Here is a 13,956-nt window from a genome sequence, read left to right as displayed (position 1 = left end):
GCGAGGAAAAACTATTGCCGGCAGCAGCGGAAGCCGATGTTGGGGAGCAACGTGCCTTCGGCCGCGCGCGCCGGCAGCTCCATCGTGCAGGCGAGGCCGAGCGCCGGCGAGAGCCACGAGCCGCCGTGGAGCTGAAAGATCCGGTTCGGCGCGGCCGCGACGTTCGTCTGCGTGCGGGTCCATTCGGTCACGTTGCCCGAGAGATCCCGCGGCCCCGCGCTCGAGACGCATGCCGCGAGGCTGCCCGTCGGGATCGCCACGCCCATGGCCGCGGCGTTGTCCACGCCGAGGCAAGCCATGGCGTCGTACGTCGGGCCATACGGATAAAGCGTGTTCGCGGGGCCGCCGCAGGCCGCTTCGAGTTCGGAGGACGAGCAGAGGCGGAAGCCCGGGCCACGCGCCGCGCAGGCGGCCTCGGCCTCGGCGTACGAGCCACCGGTCCAGGGCAGGACGAGCGGCTTGCTGCAGGCCACGGCCTCGAGGATCCCCGCGACCTGCGCGGTCGCGTCCGGCCGCGAGGCCTCGTATCGGTCCACGAAGGCGGGCGGGATCGAGCCGGGGATCGGATCCATCTCGAACGCGGCAGGATCGAGCTCTTCGTCGACGAACCCGTCGCAATCGTCGTCGACGCCGTTGCATTGCTCGGGCGTGGGCGGCTGCGCATCGGGCAGGGCCGAGAGGTCGCAGATCGTGGTGGCCGGGTTCTGCGGATCACACACGACGACGCCGACATCGGCGCATTTGCCGAGCCCGCCGTCGTCGCAGGCGGCGCCGAGGTCCTGGAACCACTCGTCCACGCTGCCGTCGCAGTTGCCGTCGACGCCGTCGCAGCGCGTCTCGGTGATCCGCACGAAGCCGGAGACGACCTCGACCTCGGGCGGATACACGCACGACCAGCCGGACGACCCGTTGCAGACGACCATCGTCCCCTCGCAAGGCGTCCCGGCCGTCACCGTGCAGAGGTTCGCCGGCGCGGCGAGGTCCGGATCGGCCGCGTCCACCTTGCCGTCGCAATCGTCGTCGATGCCGTTGCATTGCTCCGGGCCGAGCACGGGCACGGGGCAGGCGTATTCGCAGCCGTTCTTCGGGTCCCCGTCGACGTCGTAGGAGCCGGCGACGCAGGTGTCGACCACGCAGACGCCCTGCTCGCAGCGCGGGAAGGCGCTCGCGAGCAAGCATTTGTTGCCGCAGGCGCCGCAGTTCTCGACGTCGGTGAGCAGGTCGGCCTCGCAGGGCGGGCCGCCGCCCACCTGCGAGAAGCCGCCGAACCCGATGCTGCCGCCCTCGCCGCCCTCGCCGCCCATCCCGCCGGAGGCGCCGCTGCCCGAGGCCGAAGGGCCACAATCGGAGAAACAATACGCGTCGTCCACGCAGCCGCTCCCGAGGAGGACGGCGGCCATGCCGGGGAGGAGGGCCGCGAAGAGCCCGAGCCGCATCGTTCGTCCCGATTTCATGCCGCCTCCTTGCGCGACCCGCGCGCGCCGCGGCGGCGCCCGAGCCCCGCGCACGAGAGCGCGATGAGGCCCGCGATCACGCCCGCGTTTTGCCGTTCGTCGGAGGCGACGCCGCAGGTGCAGCCGCCGCCGCCCGTGGGCAAACCATAGGTGCCCCGGTCCGGCGCGCCGCCGCTGCCCGTCGTGGCCGCGGCATTGCCGCCATTTCCACCCGCGCCGCCGGCGCCCGCCGAGCCGCCATTTCCACCGTCGCCGCCATCGCCGCCATTGCCGCCCATGCCTCCGTCGGGCGCGTCCTGGCAGACGCCGTCCACGCAGACCTGGCCCGGGCCGCAGTTCACGTCGTCGCACGTGACCTTGAGGCAATACCCGTCGGCGTTACACGCGAGGCCCGGCGGACAGGGGAACTCGCCGCCCGTGCAGGGGATCGCGCATTGCGCCTGGATGCACATGCTGTCGCCCGGGCACGGGGCCATGTTGTCGCCGACGCCGTCGCAGTCCTCGTCGAGCCCGTTGCAGAGCTCCTCCTTCGGCCCGACGAAGCCCACGCAGACGGGCATCGCGTTGATGCAGAGCACCGTCCCGAGCTGGCAAGGCGCCTGATCGTTCGGGGCCGTGAGCTCGCCGCAAGGCACGCCGAAGATCATCGGCTGGTTCGTCGAGACGTCCGGCTCCTCGTCGATGTTGAAATCGCAGTCGTTGTCGACCCCGTCGCAGACCTCGGGCGAAGGGACGCAGCTCGGGCAATCGAGCGGCAGGCCCATCGCGTCCTCGTCGACGAGGCCGTCACAATCGTCGTCCATGCTGTTGCAGACCTCGGCCATCGGCGAGGCGCCCGGATCGACGATCCCGCACTCGGTGCCGGATCCATCGGCCTTGCAGACGTACGTCCCGAGCCCGAGGCAAGCGCCGATCTCGCCGTCGGTGCAGGGCTGGCCCTTCTCGGGGAAATCCTCGTCGACGAGGCCGTCGCAATCGTCGTCGAGGTCGTTGCAGAGCTCGAATTTCTGGTTCTGGCCGATGATCTGCGCCAGCGCATTGGCGAGCTCGCTCTTCGACGAGACGAAAAACGCCTGCTGGGTCCCGCCGGCCACCGCGATCTGGTTGAGCTGCGCCTGCTCGCTCGGGAGCACGGAGAAGCCGATCACGTAGGTCGGGATGGGCTTGCCATGGACACCCGCGAAGAGCGCCGCCGCCGCGGCCTGGGGGTCGCCCTGGCAGCTCTCGGCGCCGTCCGTGAGCAGGATGGCGGCGTACGAGCGGCACGCCGCGGCGCTGTCGCAGGTGACGACGGGCGTGAGGTAATCGTACGTCGCCTGGAGCGCGCCGGCGAGCGGCGTCGGGCCCGAGCCGCGCACCTCGCAGTTGCCCATCGCGCAGTGGTTGCCCTCCATCGTGCTCGCGTCGAACATCGCGTCCGCGTCCTCGACGCCGTCGAGCCAGCGCAAATAACGGCCGATCGGCTGGTTGAACCCGACGAGCACCTGCGCGCCCCGCCGCGGCGGCCCGCAGGACCCGGCGTAGTTGATACAATCCGAGGTCGGCGTCATCTCCATCGCCTCCTGCGGCCAGCCGATCGGGATGTTCCCCGTGAACGTCCCGCTGCTCGGATAGCCCGCGCCCGGATAGAGCTGCGAGAGCACACACTGGTTACCCGGGTACACCGAGGGGTACGGCGGCGGGAGGTTGTCCGAGGGATCGTCGTACGAGCAGCAGCTCTGCGCGCACTCGAAGTTCGCCGCGGACTGGCAACTTCGGTTGACGCCGACGTCCTGGTAATACCTGGCGAGCGCGTAATCGCTCTCCGGGAAGGCGCTGAGCACCTGCGTGAGCGCCTCCTTGGCGATGAACAGGCGCGAATTGTTCCCGGCCGTCGCGTCGGGATCGCTGCCCGTATCGACGCCCGGAAAATCCACCGAGCCGTCGCCGAAGGTCGGGTTGCCCGCGAGGTCGTTCAGCATCGAGCCCGACGTGTCGAGGACGAGCGCGAAGCGCGGCCGCGCGTCGGACGCGGGGACCAGGCACAACGCCGGGTCGTACGAGCAGATCTGCGGGACGCCGCCCACGCAGGCCGGGATCATGCTCCCGTCCGGGCAGGGGATCACGCCGAGATCCTCGTCGACCTGGCCGTCGAAATCGTTGTCCCAGCCGTCGCAGATCTCGCCGACGTACGCGCTGTCGATCTGGAGCTCGCCCGCGCCGCCGCCCGCCTCGCCGGCGCAGATCGGGCAGATGCCGCCCTTCGCGCCGCGCACGTCGAAGATCGCCTGCGGGTGGATCGTGCCGACGCGCGACTGCACGTTGATGATGCCGCCGCCGCCGCCGCCCGCGCAATCGTCGCAGGTGCCGTTGTTCTGCGTGCCCACGCACTCGACCTCGTTGTCCATCGGATCGACCGGCGTGCACTGGTTCGCCCCGTCGGCGCAGACCGAGCCGAGATCACCGCCGACGTTCTTGCACGTCTGCCCGAGGAGCGTGTTGCATTGCGCGTTCGAGGTGCAAGGCGTGCAGTTGCAGGGCCCGCAGCGGCCCGCCTGGCAGGTCTGCCCGGCCTGGCACTGGGCGTTCGTCGTGCAGGGCAGGCATTTCGGCTGCGAGTCGCCGCCGCGGCCGCCGTGGGCGCTGATGCGCGCGGTCGAGGCCACGTTCACCTGATCGCCGATGATGAGGATCGAGCCACCCGCGCCGCCGCCGGCCGAGTCGTTGCCCGCGGAGCAGCCGCGGTTGCCGTCGGCGCTCACGCCGCCGGCGATGTCGATCATGCCGTCCTGGTTCGCCGTCGCCGCGAAGAGCACGATCCGCCCGCCGCCGCGCCCTGCGCGTAGCCCCGCCTCGAAGCCGTCGCGGCAACCCTTGTCCCCGCCGGCCGCGCCGAACTCGATCTCGTAGACGCTGTGCCGGAACGGCTGGCCCGCGACCGTGGGCAACCCGTCGCCCGCGCCGTTCGCGCTGTTCGTCGTGCCGTAACAGACGGCGTTGTTTGGATCGTTCGCCGCCACGCAGGCGTTGCCGGCCGCCGTGAGGTTTCCGCAGTCCTCCTCCCACTCCTGCGGGAACTCGCACGCGGTCGCCGATCCCACGACGAAGCAGTCCTTCGTGCCGCGCCCGCCCTGCCCGAAATGCGCGCCGCCGCCGCCCGAGTCGAGCACCGAGCAGCCGCCGCGCCCGCCGGACAGCGGCGCCGCGGCGGGCCCCTCGCCGTCGTTGCAGAGCAGCCCGCGATACCCCGTGCCCTTCGCGACGATCCGCGAGGTCGCGTCGATCGTGATCTGGTTGGCCTTGACGACGAGGTTGCCCGTGTCGGCCTTGTTGGCGCCGTCGTACGGCGCGACGCAGACGAGGGCGCCGTTCGTCAAGGACACGACGCCGAACGTCTTTTCGCCGCCGTAACGACAGGCGGTATTGAGCGCGGGTGTCGCGTTGACCTGGCAGAGCCTGTCGACGGGGGTGCCGCCATCAGGGCAAACCGCGGGGCCGGCGGCGCCGCCGTCGAGGATCAGGTCCGCGGCGAGGGCGCGCGGGCCAAGGAGGAGGAGGATGGCGAGCGCCGCGAAAGCGCACGCGAAGGCGGGAAAGCGTGACATACCAGCAGAACAATCTAAAGAAGCGGCGTCCCTTTGTCCATGGACCAACCGGAGGACCTTTCCATGCGCCTACCTTCCTTTCGATCCACGCGTCTCGTCACAACGAACACCCTCCTCGCCCTCGCCCTGCTCGCATGCGGCGGCGAAGTCACGATCCCGGACCTCGGAAGCGGAAGCGCGAGCGGGAGCGGCGGCGGCGGCGGAAGCGGCGGCGCGGGCGGGAGCGGCGGCGCGGGCGGCGGCGGCGCGGGCGGCGACGGCGGCAGCGGCGGCGGCGAATACTCCGCGGCGAACCTGGTCACCGCCGTCCCGCGGTTCATCATCTTCAAGGCCGATCCGACGCGGAACGTCTGCTTCCGCCTCTGGATCGAGCCCGGCTCTTCCTCGTCGATCGCCATCGACACCACGGACCCCTGGGTCGTCGCACACGCGGACGTGACGAACCAGGCGAGCGACTGCGCCCCGCCGGGAGGTTTTCCCCCGCCCCCGATGAGCTCCGCCGAGGCGATCTCCGGCGCCGGCACCCTCGTCGTCGAAGGCACCTTCCCCTGCACCGTCTCGCTCCACGGCTCGCTCACGTTCGACGCCCAGGCCCCGTGGGTCCCGATGAGCGAGCCCTTCGACGTCGATGACCTACCCGTCGACGGCGGCTGCGGCTGAGCGACGCGCCGGCGTCAGCGCCGACGCTTGCGACGCGGGCGTGGCTCTTCCTCGATCGGCTCGGGCTGCTCGCCGATCGCTTGGTTGTACCGCTTCGCGGCGTTGGCCGCCCGCTGCGGGTCGTCGATCGGGTGCTTCCGTTTCGTGCGCGCGTTCCCGACCAGGGCGAGGCTGCCGCCGACGGCCCCCACGATGAGCCCGCCCGTCATCGACCACGTGGTCCACGTCGGCCGGGACTCGAGGCCGTACTCGTTCTTCGCGACGAGCGCGGACCCGAGGATGATACTGGCGAGCGCGAGCGCGCCGCCCCCGATGGCCATCCCGAGCCCGACGCGGTTCATCATCACGCCCTTGGCGCGGTACGTGGCGATCTGGGTCGCCGCCTCCGTGTCACCCGCGATGTTGAAGAAGTCCTGATCGTCGATCGGCGTCTCGCCCTGAAAAACCTGCCAGCGCGTGATGTCGTACGCACCCATCCGGTTCTCGTAAATCGACGACGAGCCGACGTAGCGGCCTCGCGCGTCGCGATGCTGCACCTCGCCGACCTTCGCCTGCGTGACGTACGTGTGCGTCTCGGTGCGGACCTCGACGTTCAGCGGCTCGCCCGTGGACTCGACCCCCGTCTTGGGCAGGGTCGCGCACCCCCACGACCCCGCGGCGAGCATCATCACGAGAGGAAACGGGCGAAACCCTGTATTGCGAAGACTCATGGCCCCTCCGGCGATCGGGGAGAAGACCGCACCGGAGGAGGGCTGTCAACGGGTCACGAGCATCGCGCGGATCGTCTCGTCGAGGTACCGCACCGCGAGCCCCACCGTCTGCCGCTCGCTCTCGGGGCTCGGCCCGAGCACCGGGGCCACCTCCATGATGTCGCCCGCGACGAGCCCCACCTCGCGCCCCAGGCGCCGGATCAGCTCGACCACGAAATCCGGCTCGAGCCCCCCCGGCTCCGGCGTGCCCGTCGCGTCGGCGAAGCGCGCGTCGGTGCCGTCGATGTCATTGGAGAAATAAACCCCCGTCACGCCCCGGTCACGCAGGTGCGCGACGAGCGCGTCGAGCGTCGCCTCGGGTTTGGCGAGGCACTCCTCCGCCCAGAACTGCCGCACGCCGAGGCCCTCCTCCCAGTGGCCGCGATCGTGGCGCGAGGCCCGCGTGCCGACCTGCACCATCCGCCCGTCGCGCCCGAAGAGCTCGTTGGCGTGGTACGACCAGGTCGCGAAGCACATCCGGATCCCGAGGCGCTCGGGCAAGAGATCGGTGTGCGCGTCGGGCTGCACGATGCCCCAGCGCTCCTTCGCTGGCGGACGGGCGCGCGCGAGCGAGGCGGCGACGGGCCAGGCGGTCGAATGATCGCCGCCGATGACGAAGGGTTTGGCGGCGGGGTTCAACTGGAACACGAGGTCGAGCGCGCGCTCGGCGATGGAGAGCGGCGAGACGGGCAGGCGCGCGGCCAGGCCTTGAGGGACGTTCGGGTAAAGCGCCCGCCGCGACGCGGCTTTTTGCGCCTCGTTCAGCATGTCGTCCGAGAGGAGCTGCGGGACGACGAAGACGTCGCCGATGTCGACCACGCCGAGCTCGGCGGCGCGCTCGGGGAAATCGGGCTGCTCCTCGAGCAGGCGCGCCCGGATCGCCTGCGGGCCGAGGTTCGCCCCGCGCCGGAAGCCCGCGCCGACGTCCGAGGGCACGCCGAGCACGACGACACGCGCCGAGGCAATCCGCGTGAGCGCCTCGAGGTGCTTGTCGTGGACCTCGGCGTCCCTCTCGACCCGATAAAGCGCGCGTTGCATGGCGAGCTGCTCGGCGCGCCCCGTGGAGACCAGGTAAAGCCCGCCTCCCGCGGGCCGGAGGAGCACGGCGAGCTCTTCGATCGGCGTCATGGCAGGGCTAGCGTAGGCCAGAAGGGCCTCGTGTGCACCGGGGCTCAGCGCGCGGCGGCGGCTCCGCGCTCGGTGACGAGCACGACCTTGCCCTTCACGCGCCGCTCGGCCATCGCCGAGAGCGCCGCGCCCGCCTGTTCCAGCGGGAACGTCTGCTCGACGTGTGGCTTGATCCGGCCCTCGCGCACCCAGCCGAAGAGCTCGGCGAGCCCCTCGCGATACCGCTCGGGCTCGCGCATCGTGAACGAGCCCCAGAAGACGCCGACGACCGAGCACCCCTTCAGCAGGGTGAGGTTCAGCGGAATCTTGGGGATCTCGCCCGCGGCGAAGCCCACCACGAGGTAGCGGCCTCGCCAGGCCATGGCGCGCAGCGCCGGCTCGGCGAAGGGGCCTCCGACCGGATCGTAGACGACATCGACGCCATTCGGCGCGAGCGCCTTGAGCCGCGCCTTCAGATCCTCGCGGCTGTAGTTGACGACCTCGTCGGCCCCGCGGGCGCGACAGACCTCGAGCTTGTCGTCGCTCGAGGCGCAGGCGATGACCCGCGCGCCGACGAGCTTTCCGATCTCGATCGCGGCGACGCCGACGCCACCCGCCGCGCCGAGCACGACGAGCGTCTCGCCCTCCCGGAGCGCCGCGCGGTCGACGAGCGCGTGATGCGTGGTCCCGTAGGCCACGAGCAGCGTCGAGGCCGTGACGAGGTCGATCCCGCCCGGCACCTGGATCACCTGCCCCTCGCCCAGCGCGACCTCCTCGGCGAAGCAACCGTACGGCGCCCACGCGACCACCCGATCACCGACCGCGAGCGACGTCACGCCGGGCCCGACCGCCGAGACGACCCCGGCGACCTCGCCGCCCGGCGAGAAGGGCAGGCTCGGCTTGAACTGGTACTTGTCCTGGATGACGAGCAGGTCCGGAAAATTGACCGAGGCCGCGTGGACCGCGACGACCACCTGCCCCGCGTCGGGCGTGGGGCTCGGGAGATCTTCGACGACCAGGGACTCGGGCGGCCCGAAGGCCTTGCAAAGAACGGCTTTCATCGTGTCTCTCGTGCTCTTCTTTCAGGGGGCGAACTTGCGGATCCAGGCGGTGTAGCCCTGCTCCGCGGTGAGCTCGGTGCCCACGACGAACACCTCGGAGGCGTCATTCGTGGTGATCCCCTCGCCATAATCGGCGCCGTCCCCCGTGCCGTTGTGCACGTTGGTCCAGAGCTCCTTGCCGGCGGCGTCGTACTTCCGGGTCCAGACGTCCGTCGAGAGGGTCGGGGTCATCTCGGCGCCCGTCGCGATCACGTTGCCATCCGCGTCCGCGGCCACGCCATAGATGATGTCGAAGCCCGCGGGGACGTTGCTCGAATGGGTCTGGGTCCAGAGCTCCTGGCCATTCATGTCGTACTTGCGCAGCCAGGCCTTCGTGCCCGGGTTCGTGCCCTCGGCGCCGCCGACGTAGATGTTGCCGTCGACCGCGACCGCGACCGACATCGCGTAATCGTCGCCGTTCGCGGCTCCATTGAACCTGCGCGACCAAAAGAAGCTCGGATTGTTTCCGACGTCCTGAAAGCGGCCGACCTCGACGTCGGTCGTGCCCGCCTCGTTCGTGACGTAACCGACGACGTAAATGTCATTGCCATTCGCCGCGATTCCCTGGGCCGAGTCCCAGCCGCCCTGGGCCGGCCCGTCCAGGAGGTAACTCCACGCCCACTGCCCGCCCTGGTTCGTGACCTTCATGACCAGGAAGTCGTTGCCCCCATTCGTGTGGGTCTGGGTCCCGGCGATGAAGACGTTGCCGCCCTGGAGCGTGATGCCCCAGCCGTAGTCGTTTCCGACGACACCGTCGTCATAACTCTGCGACCAGATCGGCTGGCCGCTTCCGCTGTACTTGCGGGCGATGATGTTCGTCGACCCGTCCCCGAGGGTCTCGTAGCCGACCGCGAAGACGTTGCCGCCGGCCCCCACGGCGACGCCGTAGATGCGGTCGTCGAGGCCGGCGTCGCCCGCGACATGCCGGTACCACATCACGTTGCCTTGCGGATCGAGCTTGGCGACGAACCCATCGTAATGGTCGGGGTTGCCCTCCATGCCGACGACGCCGCCGACGACGAGGTTGCCCTGGTTGTCCATCCGGACGCTCGTGAGCTCCACGCCGGTCGTCCCCGGGACGCCATGGCTCTGCGTGAAGAGCACCGTGCCCGAGACGATACAATCGTCGTTGCAGCCGTCGCCATTGACGGGATTGCCGTCGTCACACGCCTCGCCGTCGTCGACCATCCCGTCGCCACAAATGGCCACGGCTCCGCCGGCGCCGCCCATTCCGCCGCCGACGCCGCCCACACCGCCCACGCCGCCGACGCCGCCGACGCCACCCACACCCCCGACGCCGCCCACACCCCCGACGCCGCCCACACCGCCGACCCCGCCGACCCCGCCGACCCCGCCGACCCCGCCGACCCCGCCGACCCCGCCATTGCCGGCGAACCCTCCATCGCCCCCCGCGCCGCCTTGGCCGGTGCCGGGGAACGATCGGCCGCAGCCGCTGGCCGCGAGCAGGTTGACGAGGAGGAAAGCAAGGATCGGCGCGGCGGTAAGTCGAGGTGCCATGATAGAACCACATTTGCCACGGGGGCCCCTGCGCCACAAGGGCCGTGCGGGGTCCGGGACGCCCCCCGTGCGTCCCGGACCGCTCTTCGCCGCCGACTCCCGCCTCAGAACGGGATCTCGTCGAGCATCTCCGCCTTGCGCGGCGGCGCGCCGTTCCGCTTGCGCGCAGGTCGCGCCGGCGGCGCGGGCTCCGGCGGCGACGCCGGCTCCTCCGACGGGAGCGGCATCTCCATCGGCCCGACCTCGTCGTCCGCGTCGCGCCGCAGCGCCGCCGGCGAGGGGCCCGCCAGGCAGATGTCGCGCGCGTGCACCTCGGTCTTGTACCGCTTCTGCCCGTCTTTCTCGTAGCTCGACGTGCGCAGCGTCCCCTCCACGAGCACACACGAGCCCTTCACCAGCACCCGCGCGAGGCCCTCGGCCCGCGGGCCGAAGACGACCACGCTGTGCCACTCGGTCCGCTCCGTGAGCTCGCGGTTCCGGTCGAGGAACGATTCGTTCGTCGCCATGCGGAAATTCAGGACCGCCGTCCCGCTGCCCGCATACCGCAGCTCCGGATCCGCGCCGAGGTTGCCGAGGAGCACCACCCTGTTCATGCCGTCGCTCATGTCGTCCTCCATTCCTTCCCAGTCACGTTCGTCGTCGTCCGATGGGTTGTTCCCGCAATGCCCGCGTCAGGCCGCCTTCTCCGCCGGCCGCGCGCCCACGCGGGCCTCGGCGCCCGCGACCACCGCGGCGCGCAGGGCCGAGAAGAGGCGCTCGTTCGAGAGCAAGCACTCCCGCGCGCGCTCGCGCCCCTGCCCGAGGTGCTCGCCGGCGAACGAGAGGTGCGCCCCGCTCTTCTCGACGATCCCCCTCTGGCAGCCGTAATCGATGAGGTCCGAGGCCGCGTCGACCCCCGTCCCCCAGCGAATGTCGAACTCTGCCTCGCGGAACGGCGGCGCGAGCTTGTTCTTCACCACCTTGACCCGCGTCCGCGAGCCCACCGCCTCGTCGCCGACCTTCACCGGCCCGATGCGGCGCACGTCGAGCCGGACGCTCGCGTAGAACTTCAGCGCATTGCCGCCCGTCGTCGTCTCGGGGTTGCCGAACGTGACCCCGATCTTCTGCCGGAGCTGGTTGATGAACACGAGCGTCGTGCCCGTCCGGTGCGCGATCGCCGTGAGCTTGCGCAGCGCCTGGCTCATGAGCCGCGCCTGCAGCCCCATGTGCGCGTCGCCCATGTCGCCCTCGATCTCCGCCTTGGGCACGAGCGCCGCCACGGAGTCGACCACCACGATGTCGACGGCGCCGCTGCGCGTGAGCGTCTCGGCGATCTCGAGGGCCTGCTCGCCGCAATCCGGCTGCGAGACGAGCAGCCGCTCCGTGTCGACCCCGACGGCCCGCGCATAGTTCACGTCGAACGCGTGCTCGGCGTCGATGAAGGCCGCCACGCCGCCCGCGAGCTGCGCCTCCCGCATCGCGTGCAACGTCAGCGTCGTCTTGCCGCCGCTCTCCGGCCCGTAAATCTCCACGATCCGGCCGCGTGGATACCCGCCGATGCCGAGCGCGGCGTCGAGGGCCATCGAGCCCGTCCCGATGATCCGCACGTCCGTCTCCGCCTCGTCCCCGAGCGACATGATCGCGCCCTTGCCGAATTGCTTCTCGATCGAGCCCACCACCGTCTTCACCGTCCGCATCTTCTCCAGGAGCTCCGTCATCATCTGCGTATCCGCCTTTCTTGCTCGTTACTTCGACCGCACCAAAAAAGAGTTGCTAAGAAAAACGTTTTTCCTGTTCAGCGCGCGCGCCAGAGGGCGCCACGATCCAGGAGCCGCGCCTGGATCGCCTCCGCCACGTGGCTCGCCCGCACGGCCCCGCCGCCGTCGAGGTCCGCGATCGTCCGCGCCACGCGCAGCACCTTGCCGTACGCCCGCGCCGAGAGGCCCAGCCGCTCCACCGCTCGCCCGAGGATCAAGAGGCCCGCCTCGTCCGGCGTCGCCACCCGATCGACGTCCCGCGGCCCGAGCTCGGCGTTCGTCGCGACACTCACCTCGCCCGCCGCCCGCCGCGCGACCTGCACCTCGCGCGCCGCCATCACGCGCCGCCGCACCTCCGCGCTCGCCTCCCCGCGCTCCTTGCTCCCGAGGTGCGAGACGTCCACGGGCGGCAGCGGCACCTGCAGGTCGAGCCGATCGAGCAGCGGCCCGGAGAGACGCGCCCGGTACACGCGCACGCGCTCGGCCGAGCAGGCGCACGGGCGCTTGTCGTCCCCGTGATACCCGCACGGGCAAGGGTTCACCGCGGCGACGACGAGTGGCCTCGCCGGGAACGTCACCCGGCTCTGCGCGCGGCAGATCGTGACGATCCCGTCCTCGAGCGGCTGCCGCAGCACCTCGAGCGCGCTGCGCTTGAACTCCAGCAATTCGTCGAGGAAGAGGCAGCCGTGGTGCGCGAGCGAGACCTCGCCCGGCCGGATCGGCTCGCCCCCGCCCACGAGGCCCGCGGGGCTCACCGTGTGGTGCGGCGCGCGAAACGGCCGCGCCTGCGTGAGGCCACGATCCGACTGCAAGAGGCCGGCGACCGAATGGAGCGCCGTCACCTCGAGCGCCTCCTCGTACGAGAGCGGCGGCAAGATCGTCGGCAATCGCCGCGCCAGCATGGTCTTGCCCGCGCCCGGCGGGCCCATCATCAGGAGGTTGTGCCCGCCGGCCGCGGCGATCTCCAGCGCGCGCCGGGCCGCGTGTTGCCCCCGCACCTCCGCGAGGTCCACGACGTCGTCCGCGAGGACATTCGAGAGCGTCGGGCGCGGGCCTGCCGCGGAGAGCTCGCCCTCACCCGCGAGCGCCGACACCACGTCGCCGAGGTGCTCGGCCGTGCGGACCTCGATGCCTGGCACGCTCGCCGCCTCGGCGCCGTTGTGCCGCGGGACGACGGCGCGACCGAGCCCCCGCGTCGCCGCGCCCCGGAGCGCCGGCAAGACGCCACGTACGGGCCGGATCGCGCCCGTGAGCGAGAGCTCGCCGAGGAACGCGAGCCCACGCAGCGACGCCGCGGGCACCTTGCCGAGCGCGCCGAGCACCGCCATGGCGATCGCCAGATCGAAGGCGCCGCCGCTCTTGCGTAGATCGGCGGGCGCGAGGTTCACGGTGATCACGTGCTCGTCGAGGGCGACGCCGATCTGCAGGAGCGCCGATCGCACGCGCACCCGGCTCTCGCGCACGCTCGCCTCGGCGAGCCCGACGAGCTGAAAGGCCGCGGGGCCGCGGCCGGAGTCGACCTCGACGCGCACGGGGAACGCGTCGAGGCCGACGAGGATGAAGGTCAGCGCGGTCGCCTGCATGGCCCGCCCGTTTTGCGAGCGCCGTGCCGGGGCCGAGGAAGGGGGAAACGCGGCGTTTTGTGGGAACGCGGGGGTGGCGGCGCGGAAAACCGCCTGGCGGCCGCCAGGGTGGGAGGCGCCTGCGCGCGACTGCGAGGCGGGCGGGCGAGACTTCGGGGCGATCGGGCGAGACTTCGGGTCGATCGCGCGAGACCTTCGGGTCGATCGCGCGAGACCTTCGGGGTTCGCTCACTCACCTTCGAGACGTGTGGGCGAGACTTCGAGACGGTCGCACGAGACCTTCGGGTCGTGCGCACGAGACCTTCGGGTCGTGCGCGCGAGACCTTGAGGTTCGTTCACTCACCTTCGAGGCGTGTGGGCGAGGCTTCGAGACGGTCGCGCGAGACCTTCGGGTCGTGCGCACGAGACCTTCGGGTCGTGTGCAGGTGACCTTCAGGCGCGTCGGCCGTGATGATGGTTACACAC

General features: G+C 71.1%; 10 protein-coding genes. 1 reads left to right on the top strand and 9 read right to left on the bottom strand.

From position 1 onward, the window contains the following. Positions 1–11 precede the first annotated feature (11 nt). Positions 12–1,454, bottom strand: coding sequence for a MopE-related protein (locus tag GF068_RS14585; protein WP_153820010.1), 1,443 nt, complete (start codon positions 1,452–1,454; stop codon positions 12–14). Beyond that, a complete protein-coding gene (locus GF068_RS14580) occupies positions 1,451–5,038 on the bottom strand; it encodes a MopE-related protein (RefSeq protein WP_153820009.1) in 3,588 nt (1,195 codons plus the stop codon). The genes GF068_RS14585 and GF068_RS14580 overlap by 4 nt, the downstream gene beginning before the upstream one ends. 63 nt (positions 5,039–5,101) lie before the next feature. Here GF068_RS14580 and GF068_RS44250 point away from each other — a divergent pair, with 63 nt between their 5' ends. Continuing rightward, positions 5,102–5,698, top strand: a complete 597-nt coding sequence (locus tag GF068_RS44250; RefSeq protein WP_206079477.1) for a hypothetical protein — start codon at positions 5,102–5,104, stop codon at positions 5,696–5,698. Positions 5,699–5,712: 14 nt separating this feature from the next. Here the strand turns inward: GF068_RS44250 and GF068_RS14565 are convergent, their stop codons facing one another. From GF068_RS14565 to GF068_RS14535, 7 genes are all read right to left on the bottom strand, one after another. Continuing rightward, positions 5,713–6,408 (bottom strand): phage holin family protein, encoded by a 696-nt coding sequence (locus GF068_RS14565; protein ID WP_153820007.1) that lies wholly within the window; start codon positions 6,406–6,408, stop codon positions 5,713–5,715. Positions 6,409–6,453: 45 nt separating this feature from the next. Further along, positions 6,454–7,575 (bottom strand): arginase family protein, encoded by a 1,122-nt coding sequence (locus GF068_RS14560; RefSeq protein ID WP_153820006.1) that lies wholly within the window; start codon positions 7,573–7,575, stop codon positions 6,454–6,456. Positions 7,576–7,619: 44 nt separating this feature from the next. Continuing rightward, the gene (locus tag GF068_RS14555) at positions 7,620–8,615 is read right to left on the bottom strand and encodes an NADPH:quinone oxidoreductase family protein (RefSeq protein WP_153820005.1); all 996 of its coding nucleotides are present in this window, start codon (positions 8,613–8,615) and stop codon (positions 7,620–7,622) included. A 21-nt stretch (positions 8,616–8,636) separates the two neighbouring features. Beyond that, a complete protein-coding gene (locus GF068_RS14550; protein WP_153820004.1) occupies positions 8,637–10,172 on the bottom strand; it encodes a hypothetical protein in 1,536 nt (511 codons plus the stop codon). Between the two features lie 104 nt (positions 10,173–10,276). Continuing rightward, positions 10,277–10,777, bottom strand: coding sequence for a single-stranded DNA-binding protein (locus GF068_RS14545; protein WP_153820003.1), 501 nt, complete (start codon positions 10,775–10,777; stop codon positions 10,277–10,279). A gap of 66 nt (positions 10,778–10,843) precedes the next feature. Then, positions 10,844–11,869, bottom strand: coding sequence for a recombinase RecA (gene recA / locus GF068_RS14540; RefSeq protein ID WP_153820488.1), 1,026 nt, complete (start codon positions 11,867–11,869; stop codon positions 10,844–10,846). 77 nt (positions 11,870–11,946) lie between these two features. Further along, positions 11,947–13,491, bottom strand: coding sequence for a YifB family Mg chelatase-like AAA ATPase (locus tag GF068_RS14535; protein ID WP_153820002.1), 1,545 nt, complete (start codon positions 13,489–13,491; stop codon positions 11,947–11,949). Positions 13,492–13,956: the final 465 nt, after the last annotated feature.

This window comes from Polyangium spumosum (genome assembly GCF_009649845.1).
Taxonomy (GTDB): Bacteria; Myxococcota_A; Polyangia; order Polyangiales; family Polyangiaceae; genus Polyangium; species Polyangium spumosum.
This window is presented reverse-complemented; position numbering and strand designations above follow the sequence as displayed.